The 18,329-nt window shown below is 46.2% G+C and carries 17 protein-coding genes; 10 read left to right on the top strand and 7 right to left on the bottom strand.

The window, feature by feature from the left end; genetic code table 11:
* Window positions 1–2: 2 nt before the first annotated feature.
* A complete protein-coding gene (locus U2F10_RS30915; protein WP_006517813.1) occupies window positions 3–368 on the bottom strand; it encodes a response regulator transcription factor in 366 nt (121 codons plus the stop codon).
* A gap of 321 nt (window positions 369–689) precedes the next feature.
* Window positions 690–1,883 (bottom strand): response regulator, encoded by a 1,194-nt coding sequence (locus U2F10_RS30910; protein ID WP_163666977.1) that lies wholly within the window; start codon window positions 1,881–1,883, stop codon window positions 690–692.
* A gap of 517 nt (window positions 1,884–2,400) precedes the next feature.
* Here U2F10_RS30910 and hmpF point away from each other — a divergent pair.
* The 3 genes from hmpF to U2F10_RS30895 are packed head-to-tail and all read left to right on the top strand — an operon-like array spanning window position 2,401 to window position 4,651.
* Window positions 2,401–4,152, top strand: coding sequence for a pilus motility taxis protein HmpF (gene hmpF / locus U2F10_RS30905; protein WP_499874186.1), 1,752 nt, complete (start codon window positions 2,401–2,403; stop codon window positions 4,150–4,152).
* Window positions 4,153–4,178: 26 nt separating this feature from the next.
* Complete coding sequence (locus U2F10_RS30900; RefSeq protein ID WP_006517816.1) at window positions 4,179–4,382, top strand: hypothetical protein; 204 nt, start codon at window positions 4,179–4,181, stop codon at window positions 4,380–4,382.
* Window positions 4,383–4,426: 44 nt separating this feature from the next.
* The gene (locus tag U2F10_RS30895; RefSeq protein WP_163666981.1) at window positions 4,427–4,651 is read left to right on the top strand and encodes an RNA-binding S4 domain-containing protein; all 225 of its coding nucleotides are present in this window, start codon (window positions 4,427–4,429) and stop codon (window positions 4,649–4,651) included.
* 112 nt (window positions 4,652–4,763) lie between these two features.
* On the opposite strand, the gene hpf is transcribed toward U2F10_RS30895, so the two are convergent.
* Entirely contained in the window at window positions 4,764–5,456 is a 693-nt protein-coding gene (hpf, locus tag U2F10_RS30890; RefSeq protein ID WP_163702767.1) for a ribosome hibernation-promoting factor, HPF/YfiA family, read from the bottom strand.
* 398 nt (window positions 5,457–5,854) lie between these two features.
* Here hpf and lipB point away from each other — a divergent pair, with 398 nt between their 5' ends.
* Together lipB and U2F10_RS30880 are read left to right on the top strand one after the other, a co-directional pair.
* The gene (gene lipB / locus U2F10_RS30885; protein WP_348918135.1) at window positions 5,855–6,553 is read left to right on the top strand and encodes a lipoyl(octanoyl) transferase LipB; all 699 of its coding nucleotides are present in this window, start codon (window positions 5,855–5,857) and stop codon (window positions 6,551–6,553) included.
* A 181-nt stretch (window positions 6,554–6,734) separates the two neighbouring features.
* Window positions 6,735–7,115: a hypothetical protein gene (locus U2F10_RS30880; RefSeq protein ID WP_490796184.1), complete on the top strand. Its 381-nt coding sequence runs from the start codon at window positions 6,735–6,737 to the stop codon at window positions 7,113–7,115.
* A gap of 101 nt (window positions 7,116–7,216) precedes the next feature.
* Here the strand turns inward: U2F10_RS30880 and U2F10_RS30875 are convergent, their stop codons facing one another.
* Window positions 7,217–7,663, bottom strand: a complete 447-nt coding sequence (locus U2F10_RS30875) for a single-stranded DNA-binding protein (RefSeq protein ID WP_163666985.1) — start codon at window positions 7,661–7,663, stop codon at window positions 7,217–7,219.
* Window positions 7,660–10,191 (bottom strand): sugar phosphate nucleotidyltransferase, encoded by a 2,532-nt coding sequence (locus U2F10_RS30870; protein WP_499874184.1) that lies wholly within the window; start codon window positions 10,189–10,191, stop codon window positions 7,660–7,662. The genes U2F10_RS30875 and U2F10_RS30870 overlap by 4 nt, the downstream gene beginning before the upstream one ends.
* 368 nt (window positions 10,192–10,559) lie before the next feature.
* Here U2F10_RS30870 and U2F10_RS30865 point away from each other — a divergent pair, with 368 nt between their 5' ends.
* From U2F10_RS30865 to argH, 5 genes are all read left to right on the top strand, one after another.
* The gene (locus U2F10_RS30865; RefSeq protein WP_163666989.1) at window positions 10,560–10,742 is read left to right on the top strand and encodes a hypothetical protein; all 183 of its coding nucleotides are present in this window, start codon (window positions 10,560–10,562) and stop codon (window positions 10,740–10,742) included.
* Between the two features lie 61 nt (window positions 10,743–10,803).
* Entirely contained in the window at window positions 10,804–11,472 is a 669-nt protein-coding gene (locus U2F10_RS30860) for a class I SAM-dependent methyltransferase (protein ID WP_490795940.1), read from the top strand.
* Between the two features lie 217 nt (window positions 11,473–11,689).
* Window positions 11,690–13,168, top strand: coding sequence for a PP2C family protein-serine/threonine phosphatase (locus U2F10_RS30855; RefSeq protein WP_499874183.1), 1,479 nt, complete (start codon window positions 11,690–11,692; stop codon window positions 13,166–13,168).
* A 139-nt stretch (window positions 13,169–13,307) separates the two neighbouring features.
* Window positions 13,308–13,538 (top strand): hypothetical protein, encoded by a 231-nt coding sequence (locus U2F10_RS30850; RefSeq protein WP_499874182.1) that lies wholly within the window; start codon window positions 13,308–13,310, stop codon window positions 13,536–13,538.
* A gap of 98 nt (window positions 13,539–13,636) precedes the next feature.
* Window positions 13,637–15,028 carry an argininosuccinate lyase gene (argH, locus tag U2F10_RS30845; RefSeq protein WP_499874181.1) on the top strand — a complete coding sequence of 464 codons (1,392 nt, stop codon included), beginning with the start codon at window positions 13,637–13,639 and terminating at the stop codon, window positions 15,026–15,028.
* 76 nt (window positions 15,029–15,104) lie between these two features.
* On the opposite strand, the gene U2F10_RS30840 is transcribed toward argH, so the two are convergent.
* A complete protein-coding gene (locus U2F10_RS30840; RefSeq protein WP_250565065.1) occupies window positions 15,105–15,803 on the bottom strand; it encodes a late competence development ComFB family protein in 699 nt (232 codons plus the stop codon).
* An 887-nt stretch (window positions 15,804–16,690) separates the two neighbouring features.
* Window positions 16,691–17,494 (bottom strand): SDR family NAD(P)-dependent oxidoreductase, encoded by an 804-nt coding sequence (locus U2F10_RS30835; protein ID WP_163666995.1) that lies wholly within the window; start codon window positions 17,492–17,494, stop codon window positions 16,691–16,693.
* Between the last annotated feature and the right edge of the window lie 835 nt (window positions 17,495–18,329).

Raw genomic sequence — 18,329 nt, 5'->3', positions numbered from 1 at the left:
TTTCAATCACGTAGCAGTTGTTTGACTGTGCCCACTAGCTCAGTTGGCTGAAATGGCTTGGCAATATAAGCATCAGCTCCTTGTTTCATTCCCCAATAACGGTCAAATTCTTCACCTTTAGAAGAACACAGTACAACAGGCAGATTTTGTGTGGCAGGGTCAGACTTAATACGCCTACAGACTTCGTACCCATTCATGCGGGGCATGACGATGTCTAAAACGACTAAGTCAGGTAGATCTCCCTGGATATGAGCCAATGCTTCAACACCATCGCTAGCGACAGTCACTTGTAGACCATTACCCTTTAATAAGTCAATAATCATTTCTCGTTGGGCAACACTGTCTTCCACTACTAAAACCGTACTCATAACCTGAATTTCGCCGTTTAAGACCGGTTCATATCTTGATTCAACCCATTATGCCCCCCTAGGGGGAAATAACTATTTAAGTTGACTAATATGCCCAGTTAATTGGGATTCACCTGGGAAAGCAGCGATTGGTTGGCTATTTGGTGCATGATGGTATGCACACCCTACCGCTTGTGCCTAATAAAATACCCGTACGTATCTAATTTATTAAACTTTCATCAAAATTCTTTTGGTTGGATGGAGCGTAATGGTTCTACAAGTTACGTAAAAATCATTAATAAATTCGAAAAGAGAATGATTTCCACTCGATATCTTCCATCATTATGGATTACTCCAGTTCTCAGGGTTTAGGGTAGCTGATATTTCCTGCTCAAGTAGCATTTCAGGGGCAAGACGCTTAGGATTGCCCCTACCTACGTATCTTTCTACTAAGGCTAACAGCTCTGGTTCGCCAAAGGGTTTAGTTAGATAGTCTGTGGCTCCAACCATGTTGGCTTTGACACGATCTACAAAGCTGTCTTTACCTGTCAGCATGATGATAGGAACTGATTGGAAATATGGAGCCTGTCTCAACATGGCACATAGTTGATGCCCTTCTAGTTCAGGCATAGCTACATCACAGAGAATGAGATCGGGCTTAAGACTGAACAGTAAACTCAAGGCTTTTACTGGATTCCCAATGGATGTGACTTCGTAGCCATAGGCATCCAGCATCATTTCTATGGCCTGTCTAACAGCTAGGGTGTCATCAATACATACGATGCGAGGAACGGCATTATTAATAGGGGCTTTAGTCTGGATGCGATGCGATGCCTGTAGACTATGCACCATTTGGATGTGCCCTTTCTGGACATAAGGATATAGCCCGTTAGCAACACTAAAAATATTTCGACTTAGGTGGCGCGAGATTTGAATCACAGATGTTTTGCCATCAGACATGGCCAAAAGTGGCGGTAGGGATGCTGAGTCTGTACGGTAAGTGTCGGCTAGGAAGGGGCAATCGTAAAAAGAATTTAACCGAGGCTGTAGTCGCAACCATCCCTGTAACTGTCGAATCACTCGCTTTACCAGGGGTTTGGTGTCAAATTCGGTGAGTTGAGGGCTCAGGGAGGCGTGAAAGCGAAACAAAAATCGCCCTTGATGTAAGCTGATGACTTCAAAAAGCGTTTCTTCGATCAAACGGTAAAGTACGGAACGTGCTTGTTGAGTGGTGAGATGGCCATTTTCTAGCAACCACCATAGAGCTCCGTACTCTGGTGGACGGAGGGGAGTTAGATTAGACAGGTCAACACTTTCCCACTGAACCTCTAACTTGAGGGGATACAAAATATCGCGCAGCCGATTTAGCTGTTCATTGGTGCGTCCAGCGTAAAGAATGCCGCCATTGGCAAAAAACACTAGCCATGAGTTGGCTGGCCCATCGAAAGATTCAATATAAAGTTCTCCGGTTTGCTGACCAATATCAATCAGTTGAAAAATACTGCGAATATCCAGCTCGCTTAACTGGCCCTGCATAGATTTGTCCTAAGGAATTGGCACTTGGTAACTAGGTTGGCTACATTGATATACGGCATTAGCTACAATTATTAGCACTTAACTACAGTTACACTGTCTTTATATGAGGTGGCTATGTGCTCTAAGCAGTTTAGCTGCTGTTTATAAAGTGACATTTTTTATGTGAATGGTATGTGGTGGTGTCTATTGATTAGCCGTATGCGCACGTAGGAATGTACATATTAGAGAGGAATTAATTCATTGAAGTGATAGTTAACCTCCATGGTTTAGCGCTTTTGGGAGAATTGTTTTTTATAGGTTAGAGGTTTCCATCGGACACGTATACACTAGCGAATAGCTTGGGATTATTAGGTCTAGAGTCGCTCAGATAAATATCGTTTGGCTATTGATTTTGCTTCAATATTTTGATAAATACAGTGCCTTAAGCTTCTATATTACTAACTAAACGAGACGTGGATATTGTGTAACTGAGTAGCTGTTTCCGGTAGCTATTTGTATAGACGAAGGGGATGCCAGCGTGCGTTATTTGGCCGAGGTTCAGAAAAAAAGTGGATTTATGGGCAGCAGCCGAGCTGAGTTTAAACTCTTAGCTTGTGAGCGCTCGGAGCAAAATTGGAGTGCTGTCTCTGGAGATGAACTAGTCCCAGCTCCAGATGATGCAGGTTATAGCTCTGGCGCGCTGATTTTAATTGAGCTGTCCAATGGTCGTCAGGTTCAGCGTCATTATGAGGCGGGACGTCAGTTGGTCAGCATCCTGCAAAATTTTTCTAGTCTCAACAAAAAATTTAAAACTCAAGAAGACGAGATTGAACAGTGGAAAGAGTCCCTAACCTATCAAAGTCAGGCACTTAATCAACGTGAGCTGGAGTTAGATACCCGCGAAGATGAAATCAAGCAGGCGGCGACTGAACTCTCTGAGTTAGATACGCAAAAGCAAGAGTTAGAGACATTTCGCGCTGAGCTAGATGAACAGCGCCAAGACTACGAACGCAAAAACTCTGAGCTGGAGGGCGCATGGGCGCACTTAAACGGAGAGAAACAAAGGCTTGAAGAGCATCGTGAAACGTTATCGTCTCAGACAGGTTTAGATTCGAGCCAGACGCAAAAGCTAAGAGATGCCGTTGAGCAGTTGATGGTTAACGTAGTGCCAATGGAGGACCTGCGTCAGCAACTTGGTAGCACTCGTGATTCCCTGGGGCAGTATCAGGGCATTTTACAAGGTTTGCAGCAGACTGGCTCTGAACAACAGGATCAGCTGCAATCTAAGAGCCATGATGTAGAGCGATTCAAGCAGTCGGTGCAGCAGCTTTACCAGACTGTTGATGCTGATCGCAGCGCTTTCAATGCACTATGTATAGAATTGCGGGAATCAAAGGTAAAGCTTGCTCAGAAAAAGCAGCAAAACCAACTGGTATCAGAGCAGATTAATCAGCAGAGTGGAGTATATCAAAAGGTCTATGAGCTGCTGAATACTGGTGATCAGGTACGTTTGGGCAAGAAAATTGACCTCACCAAACTTGAGGAAATGTCTATCGAAGACCTTGAGGCTTTGCTGACGGGTATGGAAACAGATTTGGAAAAGATGTCTCGCTTTGTTAGTGACCAAGAGGAAGAGCTGGCATACCAGCAGCAGGCGATTGATGAGCTGAAGCAGAAAGCGGAAGCTGCTAGCGAGTATGACAGGATGCAGATTGAAGCTGATATCAGTGACGAGCAAGATCGTTACGATATGCTCAATAAAACCTTGGTTGGTCAGCGCCGTAATTTGCTGGAACGGGAAGAGGTACTAAGCCAGCATCGAGCTGTTTTATTGCGGCGTCAGGGTCAGGCAACTGTTGATAGCCCTGTGGAAAATGCAGCTGATTTGGAGCCAGTGCTGGAACATATCGATCAGGTCCGTCAGGAGCTAGCGACCCAGGCTGTGGAGTTAGAGAAGTTAATTGCTGAGTTGGAAAATCGCTGTAACTCATTACAGCAGCAGGTAGATACTAAGCAGTCTGAGTTGGACAATCAGCGGTCTAATCTGGAGAAGGAACGAGACACGTTTGAGCAGGCGATTAAGGATTGGGCTGGTTTGGAGCGTGCGATCGCAACCCGTAACGAGTATATGGGTCCTGCGGCTGAAAAAATGGATACTATCCAACACATGCTGGATGGAGTATTTGTTACGCTAGAACGGTTCCAAGAGGTCAATGACTACCAGTTGCAAGCCATTGCTGAGATGCAGCAAACAATCCAGAGCTTATCAGGTGAGCCAGCAGCTGCATAACCTCTACCCACACTAGTTTGACTTTTATGATTTGGGTAAATGAGCATATAGATCCCTCTGGGATTGTCTACTCTGCCATCGCTTGTTGTGATCAAAATGCTGCTGAAGAATGCCATGCAACGTTTCAAGCATCATTAACAGATGAGCAAAAAGAAGCTGGTTGGGTCGCTCGATTGCGCACTGTAGACTCTTGGGATGATGTACCCGTCAGTGCTTTGAAGTTATCCTAACGTCGTTGTCTTAGAGAACTAACTATTGCCTTTGAATATCCATCATGTCCGAACACGTTATAAAACTAAGCCAGTTCCTAAAGCTCAATGACTTAGTTCAATCCGGCGGTGAAGCCAAACATCTGATTCAGGCTGGCCATGTACGAGTGAACGATGAGGTAGAGTTACGACGCGGTCGCAAACTATGGGCAGGAGACCGGGTAACCTTTGCTAATCAAACCTACGATGTTATCTCTGATGTAGATAGCATCGATAATCTGAATCAATAGGCTGGGGCGTTGGCACTCTCAACCTAAAAATAAAGCCGTTGGTATGCACTGTCAGGCATATCAACGGCTTTGAAGGTTAAAGGTGCACAATAGATGCCTTACCTACTGACATCTAATTGCGCAGAGGTGCGGATTGCAGGTGATGTTTATCGGTCTGAAGATGTCCGTTATTGCTAACAGACACATGGGCACTATGGCCGTTGCCATGGCCATTATTGGCACCCGCAGGACGAGGCTGAATCAGTCCATACCCACCGTGATTCCTTTCATATATCACGTTGATTTGGTCAGTCTCCAAGTTGTAAAACACATAAAAATCGTGATCAATAAGCTGTAGATTTTCCAGGGCTTCTTGCACTGACATGGGAGCCATTGCAAAATATTTTGTTCTAACTACCTCTGCTGGCAGTTGGGGCTGGCCCTGCTCTAACAGCTCAGTGACGTGCAAATTCGCATCCTGAGAAGTAGTATCAATCTCCATGGAACGCACTGATACATGATCAGAACTGCGACGTTTTTCCTTGTATTTGCGAAGCTGCCGACAAATCTTATCCGCTACTAAATCAATACTGGCATATAGGCTTTCGCTGCTTTCTTCGGCCCTTACTACAGCGCGGTTTACATGAACTGTAACTTCTGCATACTGCCGATTGGGCATTTTTGTACCACCAGCCACAGACAAACAAACATCAACCTTATTGATCATTCGTTGAAAATGGCTAACTGACTTCTCAATTTTTTGTGAAACATGTTGGCGAATAGCCTCTGTAATTTCAAGATTTTTTCCTTGGATAACAAGCTTCATAAAGCTGCCTCCACTGATAGAAGATAAGCGATTAGTTTCACCCTAGCACTTTAATTCTGGGAGATTTTTTCTGTTTAGAAACATTTTTATCCGTTGATAAATCTTTAGGATTAGCGCGGGATGATTTGAGTCTTATGTGTTCCCTCAAGATCACAAAATTTCTTGTACAATAAGGGTTCTAGCACTTGTGAACATTGATCCCCTCCTTGGGAAGGGAGGTTGACTTTTGCGACTCTTAATACTTTTTTAATCTTTCTCTTGTGATGTATAGATAGTTCTGAATTACTCGATAGCTCAGTATTTTTCTGACTCTACTACATTCATTTTTTTGCATATATAAAGTCAGTTAAAGCAGGTATAAAGTGACGAAAAGCTGATACAGAATCAACATTCTTATAGTGACTGAAGATAGAAAGCTTATTGTTCAAGATATTGGCTTAATCGCCTATAAATTGGCTTGGGAATATCAGAAAGAATTGGTGTCTACACGTAAACAGGACTCTAACGCAGACGATGTTCTGGTGTTGACTGAGCACCCTCCGGTATATACCCTGGGCGCTGGCTCGCAAGAGCAGTTTGTGCATTTTGATTTAACTAATCCCAGTTATAAAGTGCATCGAGTAGAACGTGGCGGTGAAGTCACTTATCATTGCCCTGGCCAATTAGTGGGGTATCCCATTTTGAATTTGCATTACCATCGCAAAGATTTGCATTGGTATCTGCGCCAGTTAGAAGAGGTTGTGATTCGTACGCTTGCTCACTACAACCTTTTAGCCAAGCGCATTCAAGGTTTGACTGGTGTATGGGTTGATGATTATAAAGTGGCTGCAATTGGCATTAAGGTCAGCCGGTGGATCACCATGCATGGGTTTGCTCTGAATATTTGTCCAGATTTATCAGGCTTTGAGCGCATTACCCCTTGTGGTATAGCTGATCGACCGGTTGGCTCTATGGCTCAGTTTGTGCATGGCATTACGTTAGCCGAGGTGAAACCCATACTTGTCCAGCATTTTACTGAGGTATTTCGACTATCAGCTCAGTATCTGGAAGAATCACCAACCAGCTGGCGTCGCCATGCTGAAGATATAAAAGTTTAGGCATTACTACGTAGGACTGGCATCTAATCATGATGCATAGGCCTACAGAGTCAGGATTGAGTTCAATTATTTCAACAGGTCGGGCGTTAGGAATAGCCTCACGGGTGCTTGATGTTTGTTGTCTAGAATAGCGAACTGTCTTATGGACCAATACAATGGTTTGATAACGGACATTCAGCCTATGCCCGACACTAATTTTCCTGAAGCCAAGCCCTCTAATGGTTTTTATTCAGTTGCTCAGACTGTAATAGGAGTTGAGCCAAAATCTCGTTTTTCCTCGTTCACTGATAAAACTCCTACCCAAGACTCTTGGACGTGTTCTTGGCAGGACGTTCGTCATGCGCGACAGCAATCTCAAATTCATCCATTCCTAAAGCCACTGACGTTCCATGCAGAACCGTTGACCGCTTTGCGGCATCGTGATGAACAGGCTTTGGAGGATATATTTGATGACCTGCAAGTCGAAGAAATTTTGATCGATGTCTGTATTCGTTTAAGGCAGCTCTATCCAGAGCCTTGTTGGGAAGACGAGCCGTTTGATTTTTTGCAGGGATATCTGTAAGTCTAACTATCAATAATTAATGACCCACCCGCGCCGAATAAACTTAGGTGGGCCATTAATTGATAACTGCATAATCGCAGACTACCTCTATAAGGCTATGACTAGAACGGAATTTCGTCGTAATCAGGCGTCGTGGTATTAGTCGGTGGGCTGCTTGGCTGCGGAGTCGAGGCAGCTGGACGACTGCCGCTATGACTACCTTCAGCGATGGGAGGTGCCGCTGCCATCAGCATAGATTGCATCTCGGCAATGCGGTGCAGACGTTGGACGGTGATTTCCGCTTGCTTTTCACGAAACCCTTCAGGTCGATCAACGGTTTTCATGGTTAATCGACCTTCAACCACGACTCGATCACCAGGACCGTAGCTAGCGTCTTGAATTGTCTGTGCCAGGTTGCCCCAACCAACGGCCTTAAACTGCGATGGACTATCATCTGGGCGCAGCCCAGCTATTTTGATCTTAAATTCGGCAATGGGGGTTTGGTTGTCGGAGGTGTAGCGCAGCTGTGGGCTCTCGACAATCTCGCCCATGAGGATGCAATGATTCATACGACTTGTTCCTCTCGAATACCTTGCTCTTTTTCAATGAAACTTTGAACCCGTTGGCGATAGTCCTGTAGATGGGTATCTACCCAATCACGGTCGGCGCTATTGGCAAAGATATGGACCAGCGGATCGCCAGCGTCAGGTAAAATCAACACCCAGTTATCGCGAGTACGGTCAACTATTTTGACACCATCCACCAGTTCAAGAGTATCAGCGGGATGACTCTCCACAAGATAACGCATCAGTGCACCTTTGATAGTCCATGGGCAACGTAGAGTTTGTACTCGATGGGAAATTCTGGGTAAGTCACCCCAGATACGGCCCAAGGACTGTTCCTGGATAGTTAACATTTCGATTAACTTGGCGATGCAGAACATGGCATCAAAACCAGGGTGGAGTTGAGGGAAGATAAAGCCCATGTCACCGCTGCCACCTAGAACAACATTGCTGCTGGCCTGACAAGCTTCCATGAGGGCAGTTGGGTTAGCTTTGGTGCGAACGACATGGCCACCATGGCGACGAGCAATTTGCTCAATGGCTCCAGAGGTATGAACCGGTACAACTACTGTTCCCTGGGGATGGGCCGTCAGAATCATGTGGGTCATCAGAGCCGTTAACATTTCTCCGCGAATCGGTGAGCCCACCTCATCCATCAGCACTAGCTGTTCGCCATTGGCCGCTACCTGTACCCCAACTGTAGCTTGTAGAGCCTGAACTACCTGCCCCAACTGGCCTAACATGTGTTCTCGCTCGGCCATGGAGGGAGCAGTTTGGCTCAGACTAGCGTTTAGCACAACGGCATCACAACCAAATTTTCCTAGCAATCTCGGTAGGACGGCACCGGAAACCGCATAGGCATAGTCGATGACGACTTTAGAATTGCTGTGGCGAATAGAGCCTACATTCAGTCGTTTCTCGAATTCCCTGGTGTAGATGTCTATTAGGTTGGCTGGATAGGAGACTTCGCCAATCTCATGGATTTGAGATCGCCGCAGATTTTCCTTGAAGTAAGCTCCTTCAATTTTCTTTTCCTTGCCTTTGGGAATGTCAATACCCTTCTTGTCAAAGAACTCAATCAAGATTTGGTCGGCCCGATCAGGATGCAGACGGACATGAATCCCACCAGCAACATCTAATGTTGGGAGGATGACGCGAGCCACAGGAATGGCCGTTGCTTCTAGATTTTGGACATTGATACCCACAGACATCAGCCCGGCAATCAAAGATCGGGAGACCATGCGGGCAATACTGCGCTGGTCCCTGGAAACGGTGACATAGGACCCCGGTTTCAGGGTAGACCCATAGGCTGCCCCCAATTTGACTGCAAACTCAGGGGTAATATCAATATTGGCCAGCCCCGTCACACCGCGCTGACCAAAAAGATTGCGCTGGGCCGTATTGCCCCAAATTAAGTTGATATTGAGTGTGGCTCCAGACTCAATCCGCTTGCTGGGCCATACCCTGACCCCTGGACTAATTTGTGCCTCCTCTCCGACAGTGGAGAGAGCACCGACCACTGCACCTTCTAACACGTGAGCTCGTCGATCGGCCCGAGTGCCCCGGGCAATTACACAGGCTCGTAGATGGGTCTCATCACCGATGATGGCTCCATTCCAAATGATGGGGCGTTTAAGGTCAGCATCACTGCCAACGGTGACATTGTCACCAATGACTGTGCCTGGTTCTAAGGTAACCCGAGCCCCAATGCGACAGTTTCGGCCAATCAAAACCGGTGGTTTGATCACAGCGGTTGGATCAATGTGGGTATTTTGACCTACATGGATACCGGGGGAAGATGCAGGATAGGCAAAATCCACCAATACTTTGCCTTCAAGGGCATCATACTGAGCTTCCCGGTAGGCTTCGAGGTGGCCCACATCACACCAGTAGCCTTCGGCCACGTAGCCGTACATCGGCTCCCCCTTTTCCAGTAATAAAGGGAACAGATCCTTAGAGAAGTCCTTTTCTTGATTTTCAGGTAGGTAATCTAAGACTTCAGGCTCAAGAATATAGGTGCCAGTGTTGACTGTATCTGAGAAAATTTCACTGGTGGAGGGCTTTTCTAAAAAACGCTTGATGCGTCCGTCTTCATCTGTAATGACTACGCCAAATTCAATGGGGTTTGGCACGCGGGTTAAGACCAGGGTTGCTTTAGAGCCTTTTTCCTTATGAAATCGAATCGCTTCTTTAAGGTCAAAATCCGTAATACTGTCGCCGCTAATGACTAGAAATGTGGCATCCAGGAGTTCAGCAATATTCTTCACACATCCTGCGGTGCCCAAAGGCTGATCTTCCTCCACCGCGTAAGTCATCTGTACACCAAAGTCGCGCCCATCCTGGAAATAGTCACGCATCACATCGGGCAAGTAGTGTAACGTAGCGATGACTTCATTGATATCGTGTCGCTTTAGCAGATTGACAATATGTTCTGCAATTGGACGATTGAGCACAGGAACCATGGGCTTTGGCAGGTCACAAGTTAGCGGTCGAAGTCGGGTTCCAGAACCACCAGCCATGAGTACTGCGCGCATAATTCCTCCTGTGGGTTATGAGAATTCAAACAATTTTGATTGAAGGTTAGCTGTGAATAGACAACGACGCTAACCTTTGAAATACACTCAGGCAATATGTGCTTTGAGTGATTACATTTCTTTTGCCGTGCTAGATGTATGCAGTGTCAATTGTACTTGCTTTGTTAAGCTCAACTTTATATTCATTAAGCAAGCCTTCAAAGTACCTAGTCTACTGCTATAAGGTGACGCGTATTGTGTTCCATGACCTATTGCCATTGACGGTCTATGACTATCAGCATTAATATCCTGCAGACAAAATTTCCAACGGCTATAACTATAAGCCTGAGTGCACTGATTACTTTATTGACCATTGCGAGGATAAATCTATGCCCACTTTGTTAGGACTATTGTTGTTAGGCGGTTATGGCTATGGCGCTTGGAAATTTTGGACCGGCTTTAATCGCACCAACTTCAGTAGCGGCAAGCTGTATTTAACACTGCTTTGGCCTGTGTTTATTATTAGTGCCTCCTATCGTCAGAACTTTACCAAGGCACTGAAGGGGCGTTAGCGATTGACCGCCTGTAATTAATTCGATTAATTCGATTATTTAGTGAGAAGGATACCCAAGGATGGTAGTTTCCCAGCTACAGGCAGTAGCTCAAAGGTTTGACCAAGAGTATGGAGGTAAATCATTTGAGCTACCGGATGAGGTCGAAGAGATGGCGGTATTTCGGGAGTGGGTGGCGGGTAGTTTAACCCCGCGTATTACCACTAAGTTTTGGGAAGTCGCCCGCCCTAAGAAAGGTCAACGCTGCTTAGACCTTGGCTGTGGCCTCAGTTTTTTGATTTATCCCTGGAAAGAGTGGAAAGCGGTATTCGTTGGTCAAGAAATCAGCAAGGTTGCCCAGGCGGCCCTCAATCAACGGGGGCCTCAGCTGGACTCAAAATTATTTAAGGGTGTTCAATTAGCCCCAGCCCATAAGCTCGACTATGAACCAGCGACATTTGATTTGGTAATCGCGACTGGATTTAGTTGCTATTATCCATTGGACTACTGGGAACGGGTAATGACCGCTGTAAAGCCCTGCTTAAAGCCAGGGGGGCATTTTATTTTTGATGTCATTAACCCAGAAGAAGAATTAGCAGAAAATTGGGCTATTTTAGAAACCTATTTGGGCGCTGATGTTGAACTAGTGGATTTACCCCATTGGCGAGCGTTGATTAAACGTATGGGAGCTAAGGTCACGAAGCAGGTTGCAGGTGAGGTTTTCCACACCTACCGAGTGCAGTGGCCCTAGGGAAAGTCATCAGGATGAGCAAAATACCCTTGACGGTTGTGGCGGAGATGCTATCTTGGTGTCTAAAATTTTGCGTTAGCAAGTTTGTTTGAAGACTTATAGTTAACCTTAAATATCTAGTTGCCAAGCGTGACTTTGACCGCTATATTGCCTTGCATTCACTGGTGTTTTTTTGTCCTACTGCTCCTAACTATCGACGGTGTTGTCGATTGTGCTTATGTCGCCTAGTCCCTCGCTACCCTTTAATTCCCTTCCCGAGGGCAGCACCCTACCGGGCGGCACACCTGTTTTTGCACTCAAAGAACTGGTGGCTCGACTACAGCGTGAGCAGTACAAAATCCAGGATTTGCTGAGTTCTTTAGGGTTTGCCCTGCGAAGCCTGAACAACATTAGTCAGTTTTTAGAGCTGATCCCAATGATTGCCAATCGGGTAACCGATGCGACTGGCGGTGCTCTGGTATTGTTTCGTCCCAATGGTCAGCTACGCCTAGAGCGCCTTTATTGTCCGACTAACGACACCTGTCAGACTGTGCGTTATGCCTTGGAGTCGGCTACACGTCAGATTACGTCTTCTCTGGCAGTTTCGTCAGGGGGTAAAGGATCGGATGGCGAATCCGTGGCTCTGACCCATCAGGCAGCTCGTAATGCCATGGTGACTTTGGATCAGCAGCTAAATCACTTTCTGGCTCCAGAACTGAAGCTATTTGGCACATCCATCATTGTTCAAAATGTTGAGCGTGGGCGTCTCTATGTATTTAGTGATGATGGCGACTATGCTTGGACAGAGACCCGGCAAAAGCTGGTTCGATTGGTGGCTGACCAGACAGCTGTAGCGATTGAAAATGATGAGTTGACCTTGGCTCTACGTAAAAAAGAGCGGCTGGATAGAGAACTAGAGCTAGGGGCGGAGATCCAAGAAAAATTGCTACCTCGCCAGTGCCCAATCATTGAGGGTGTGGATCTGGCCGCTCGCTGTCAAACGGCTCAAAAAGTTGGTGGAGACTACTACGATTTCATTCCAACTACCTACGACCAGTTACGTAATCCGGCGACTCAATTATCATCCGCCCAACCATGGAGTATTGCCATTGGTGATGTGATGGGAAAGGGTGTACCCGCAGGTTTGATTATGACCATGTTGCGGGGCATGTTGCGGGCAGAGGTGCTCAACGAGCATTCCCCTGGGCAAATTCTGCAGAATCTCAACTGCGTTATGCACACCGATTTGGAGAGTTCAAATCGGTTTGTGACGTTGTTTTATGCAGAATATGACCCCAGGACCCAGCTATTTTCCTATGGTAATGCAGCCCATAATCCACCACTGCTTTGGCAGGCGGCTAACAATACCATCAGTCGGTTAGATGCTGACGGTATGCTGCTGGGGTTGGATATTGATACCCGTTACCATGAGGGACAAATGCAGCTGTATCCAGGTGACGTGGTGATTTTTTATACGGACGGCTTTACCGATGCAGCTAATATTCGTGGTGAGCGCTTTGATGAAGACAATTTGATCAAGGCTGTATGCTGGGCCTGTCGTAACTTAGAAAGCTCCCAAGAGATTTTGGACTATCTGTTCAATTTATTGCGTCACTTTATTGGTCCTGATCGTTCTAAGGATGACGATACGACGCTGGTGGTCATGAAGGTGACCCAACCTGCTGAGTTTCGGCAATTGTCTGCAATTGAAGAGTAGGGGGGGCCGATTATTTCTGGAATTGTAAGGGTTTTCTGTGCAAAATCCCTACAATTCCGGAAATGGCTTGATGTTATCTAGGTGTAGTGCAATGATCGATTTGCCCGATTATTTATCTACCAAATTTTTAGTAAGCCCCATGAAAATCGAGACATCCTCTAGCGCTTTTGGTGATTTCACACCTGTTACGCCAATTGTGGATCAGCCAGTTGCTGCCGTTACTATGCCTGTGATCGCTCAGCAGTTTGAGGATAACTTCTTTGACCGCTCTGGGGATATTCTAGGTAATTTTGTGGACTCAGGTCAGCTGTGGGCATTACTCATTGGCATGGTAGTGGGCTATGTAATTCGAGGTATCACTACTTATTAAGGTTAGGCACAGGTAATTGGATAGTCTCCTAGTGCGCTTTAGGGTAAGTTTAGGCGGTGCGCGTCGGCATCTTCATTATTGGCAGGAGTTTTCACGATTTGAGTACATCACCTACCCCCTGGAGTCAGCGATTTGAGACGGGATTACATCCGGTTATTGCGGAATTTAATGCCAGCATTGGGTTTGATATTGCCCTGGTTGACTACGATCTGACCGGGTCCCAGGCCCATGCCAAGATGTTGGCGAAGGTTGGCATCATTTCTGAAGTTGAAGGTCAGCAGTTGGTGGATGGTTTAGAGGCGATTCGCCAAGAATATCGTCAAGGGACGTTTACCCCTGGTGTGGACGAAGAAGATGTCCATTTTGCGGTAGAACGTCGGTTAACTGAACTGCTGGGGCCACTGGGCAAAAAGTTGCATACAGGACGCTCGCGGAATGATCAGGTGGGGACGGATATTCGGTTGTATTTGCGATCGCACATCAAAACCATCCGCACCTTGATCCGAGACTTTCAAAAAGCCTTGCTAGCCCATGCCTCAGTCCACGTAGACACCCTAATCCCTGGCTATACCCATCTACAGCGAGCTCAGCCCCTGAGTCTGGCCCATCACCTGCTTGCCTACGTAGAGATGGCCCAACGTGACTACGAGCGTTTAGGCGATGTAGCTAAACGTGTTAATACCTCTCCGTTGGGAGCTGGAGCCTTGGCCGGGACCACCTTCTCCATCGATCGCCAGTACACCGCCGATCAGCTAGGATTTGAACGCATCTATGCCAACAGTCTGGATGCCGTCAGCGATCGGGACTTTGCCATTGAGTTTGTCAATGCCGCTAGCCTGATCATGGTGCATTTATCACGTCTGGCCGAGGAGGTAATTTTTTGGGCATCAGAAGAATTTCGATTTGTCACCCTCACGGACAGCTGTTCCACCGGGTCGAGTATTATGCCTCAAAAGAAAAACCCCGATGTGCCGGAGTTGGTGCGAGGTAAGACAGGGCGGGTGTTTGGCCATTTGCAGGGCTTGTTGACCATGATGAAGGGATTACCTCTGGCCTACAACAAAGACTTGCAAGAAGATAAAGAAGCGCTGTTCGATACCGTGGGTACGGTGCAGGCCTGTCTGCAGTCTATGACGATTCTTCTGCATCAGGGACTGGAGTTTCGACCGCAGCGATTGGCAGAAGCTGTGGCTAACGACTTCTCCAATGCCACCGATGTGGCTGATTATTTAGCCGCTAAGGGAGTACCCTTTCGGGATGCTTACAACCTTGTGGGTACAGTGGTCAAAACCTCGTTGGCGGCTGGCAAATTGCTTAAGGATCTGACGTTAGAAGAATGGCAGGCAATTCATCCCGCGTTTGCAGAGGATATTTATGATGCGATCGCACCGCAGCAAGTTGTCGCAGCTCGGAATAGCCTGGGCGGAACCGGGTTTGAGCAGGTTAAACAAGCCTTGGCGATCGCCCAGAAAATGGTTGAAACCCGCTAATTAACAAGATGTAAAGGCATTCCATCAATTAATCTTGTAGAGGCGTTCCATGGAACGCCTCTACAAGATTAAATTTTCACCGATATCGAGAATCATTCCAATCGTAGGTTGAGGTGGAAGGAGGCTTTGGCGTCTGATAGCCATAGTTCCGCTTAGGATGCCAGGATGTTTCACCATAGGTACCTGGCCGCCAAACGGTTCCATGGTGATCCATATGGTCTGCATGTTCAGATGCATAGGCTGCTGCATACTCATCCGCATCGGGGGCAGCATCCACATCGTGGGCAGCCGCTGCTGCATAGGGCTTGGTAGGTAGAGGTGGTTCTGCTTCTCCAGTCACTGCTCCACGTCTGGCAGCACCAGCCCGCTTGCACTTACGCAACAGAGACTCCCAAGTTAAATTGGGTTGCCCCAGTGCAGCTCGAAACTGCTCTAACAAAGCTGCATTGGCTCCAGCAATCGCAGAGCGACGTACCAAAGGACGAGAGGCTCGTAGAGGATCTACCTGAACTGCCGCAATGGCTTGCCTAACAGCATTGTTAATCTCTTTTCGCAGTTCATATTTGGCCTTGTGATATTGAGATTGCCAACCTTTCTCACTGACTGCATATAGAGGAGGCAACCGATTTAAGGCATAGGTCTCAACCTCAATCGGTTTGACATATTTAAGAACACGAGTTGGTAGCTGGCGTAGCTGTTGCTCAACCTCTTCTGCTACTAACAGTTCCATGACGTTAATGTATTCCCGTAAGGGAGGTGCTTTCACATCAACCATGGCATTCGTCACCTACTTAACAACAATCCCGGCATAAGCCTCTTTCTCAGTTAGGTCACTTGGACCTATGTAATGTTGAAGTCAATTTAAATAAACTTCGACATCTACTTTGGTGACACACAAGGGAGTGACACACAGGAAACGCTACAGGCATAAAAGAACATAGGCTTGTGTATAAACCGGTAATCCTTATGCGCAGAAAATAGATCCCAAACCACAACATGGTTTTCCGGATCCTCGTTCGCAAATCGGGATAACTGCTGATCTTCAGATCGTTGATGTTATCCGTTTCTGCTCGTAACTACGAAGCCTTATACGGGGGGTGTTACACCCTATTAGTATAACTACCCAATTGCCAAATTGTGCCTTTTGAAACGAGCAACTAATTTTCTGTGAAGATTACAAAAATAGCAGGAAAACGCTTATTTATAGTCCAACGGACTGGACGTAACTTATTGACTTAAATATGAAGAATTGAGTCTTCTAGAAACTCATTGTTTATTCAATTAAGTCAATATATTAACCATCTTAGCCACTAACATCCCGAATGGTATTGGGGGTGATCACCCTCCATAGCTTTTTATTAGCCCTATTCACAGCGTCTGCATTTGGAGGCACCTTTGAATAGCCCTGATGTAATGATGAACAGCCTATGGGAACTGCCAAAGGTCTGTAAGCTTCAGCCAAGCTTAGGTACCTGACTTAACTATGGGTAAAATTTAGAAACTTAATAAATAAACAAACTTTCTTGAAATAAGAATTTTATAGCTTGCTTTACTTGAAAAATGCCCCAGGCAGTTGGTCATAAAAAATACCTGGGGTATGGGACAAAATACGTATAGATACGCATGCAAAAGGGCAACGTGTTTGAGGCAAATATCAGCGATTTATACCCTTTTGGGTCTGGGATATGTCGGCGCAGCTTGAGTCGGATTAGACAGCCGGATGATGGCATCCATTGCTTGGGGTAAAAATCGGTGAAACCATAAAGCCATATGGCTTTGCCAGCCAATAGCAATTTCTGAATTGCGGCTTTTTAGGCCAGTTATTAGGCCTTGGGCAACTTCTTCAGTGCTGAGGGGAAGTACCCAACGAAACAAGTTAAACTCTTGCACCATGTCAGTGTCCGTCAGAGAAGGTAGCAGTGTGACAACACGGACGTTATGGGCAGCTAATTCGTGGCGAAGGGCTTGGGTGAAGCCAACAATGGCAAACTTGGTGGCTGAATACGTGGCCATCGTCGGTGCAGCCACCTTACCCATAAGGCTAGAGACGTTAACAATGGTGCCCTGTCGACGAGATGCCATCCGTCGTCCGACAAGCCAGGTAACTGTATATAGTCCCATCAAGTTGGTCGATAGTTCAGTGTGAGCTTGCCCGAGGGGGGTTTTCAAAAAGTTAGATTGGTAGGCAACACCGGCACAGTTGACCAGTAGGTCAAATGGCCCATAGTCTTTCCATGCTTGGGCAACAACAATATTGACTGCTGTTGGCTCGGTCAGATCAACAGAGAGAGGGATACCCTGAGTCCCATACTTACGGAGTTCTGTTGCCACTTCTCTCAATTTCTGAAGATCACGGGCGATAAGTAAAATGTAACCAGAACCTTGTTTGGCGAGTTCAATAGCAATTGCACGGCCAATACCACGTGAGGCTCCGGTTACCAGAGCCGTCTTTCCTTGCATATCCATAATCAAAAAACTCCAAAATGGCCTGGGTTCATATCTTCAACAAGGCAAGTGAACCAGGACTGTACCGATATCTGAATATTATTGAGATGGAAACATAGAGGATTTCATGTATGTATGCTGAAATCCTCTACATGTATAAAGCGTTGCTGATCTTTGGCATAAACCAATTTTGAGCGTCAATTGGTTGTCAGATAAGCTGTGCTAACAGCAGTTACAATCATTCTCCAAATCAGCGACTGCACAGATGAATTGAAAACTAAGCGTGAGCCATGCCCAGAACTAGGATTTACGACCGCGTAAACTATAGCTTTTCCCATGGGAGTGGTTTGGTCATGATGCATGGGTGATCATTTCAAACTGCATCACGAACAATTCATGGGTCACACCTTAGCAATTAGAAACAATAGCTGCAACATTTATTTAACAAGAGCATGACATTCCAGAAAAAGTATAGAGGTTATCTTAGTTGAATTCCTTGCTACATAAAGGATTGCCGAATTTCCAGAAACTTGAGAAGTTCTCTGACTAATGAGTTGAGAGGAGGAACCCCTAGTGTTAGAAGCCTGAGTAAATATGCGGATATATCGAATTTATCGATAGCGCATTCTATTGGAACAAGACTTATTATCAGGGTGCAGCCCTTGATGTGTCATCACAATAGGGTGATCATGATCATTGCTGTTCAATTTTTTGATGCTCAATTTTTCCTAAAGGGAAGAGTGTCCTTTCGTAAGTAACGTAGATTGGGTTGAGAGCACGAAACCCAACATCGCCAAAATTTAAGTAGCAATGTTGGCTATGGAGAATTTAGGAGAGAGATTGGCATAGTTTGATC

This window comes from Leptothoe sp. EHU-05/26/07-4 (assembly GCF_043421015.1).
In the GTDB taxonomy this organism is placed as follows: Bacteria; Cyanobacteriota; Cyanobacteriia; order Phormidesmidales; family Phormidesmidaceae; genus Leptothoe; species Leptothoe turfae.
This window is presented reverse-complemented; position numbering and strand designations above follow the sequence as displayed.

Bases quoted from the DNA above. Each gene is read 5' to 3' on its own strand.
- U2F10_RS30915 (WP_006517813.1), bottom strand. From the start codon at position 368: ATGAGTACGGTTTTAGTAGTGGAAGACAGTGTTGCCCAACGAGAAATG.
- U2F10_RS30910 (WP_163666977.1), bottom strand. From the start codon at position 1,883: ATGCAGGGCCAGTTAAGCGAGCTGGATATTCGCAGTATTTTTCAACTG.
- U2F10_RS30900 (WP_006517816.1), top strand. From the start codon at position 4,179: ATGATTTGGGTAAATGAGCATATAGATCCCTCTGGGATTGTCTACTCT.
- U2F10_RS30895 (WP_163666981.1), top strand. From the start codon at position 4,427: ATGTCCGAACACGTTATAAAACTAAGCCAGTTCCTAAAGCTCAATGAC.
- hpf (WP_163702767.1), bottom strand. From the start codon at position 5,456: ATGAAGCTTGTTATCCAAGGAAAAAATCTTGAAATTACAGAGGCTATT.
- U2F10_RS30880 (WP_490796184.1), top strand. From the start codon at position 6,735: ATGCCCGACACTAATTTTCCTGAAGCCAAGCCCTCTAATGGTTTTTAT.
- U2F10_RS30875 (WP_163666985.1), bottom strand. From the start codon at position 7,663: ATGAATCATTGCATCCTCATGGGCGAGATTGTCGAGAGCCCACAGCTG.
- U2F10_RS30870 (WP_499874184.1), bottom strand. From the start codon at position 10,191: ATGCGCGCAGTACTCATGGCTGGTGGTTCTGGAACCCGACTTCGACCG.
- U2F10_RS30865 (WP_163666989.1), top strand. From the start codon at position 10,560: ATGCCCACTTTGTTAGGACTATTGTTGTTAGGCGGTTATGGCTATGGC.
- U2F10_RS30860 (WP_490795940.1), top strand. From the start codon at position 10,804: ATGGTAGTTTCCCAGCTACAGGCAGTAGCTCAAAGGTTTGACCAAGAG.
- U2F10_RS30855 (WP_499874183.1), top strand. From the start codon at position 11,690: ATGTCGCCTAGTCCCTCGCTACCCTTTAATTCCCTTCCCGAGGGCAGC.
- U2F10_RS30850 (WP_499874182.1), top strand. From the start codon at position 13,308: ATGAAAATCGAGACATCCTCTAGCGCTTTTGGTGATTTCACACCTGTT.
- U2F10_RS30840 (WP_250565065.1), bottom strand. From the start codon at position 15,803: ATGGTTGATGTGAAAGCACCTCCCTTACGGGAATACATTAACGTCATG.
- U2F10_RS30835 (WP_163666995.1), bottom strand. From the start codon at position 17,494: ATGGATATGCAAGGAAAGACGGCTCTGGTAACCGGAGCCTCACGTGGT.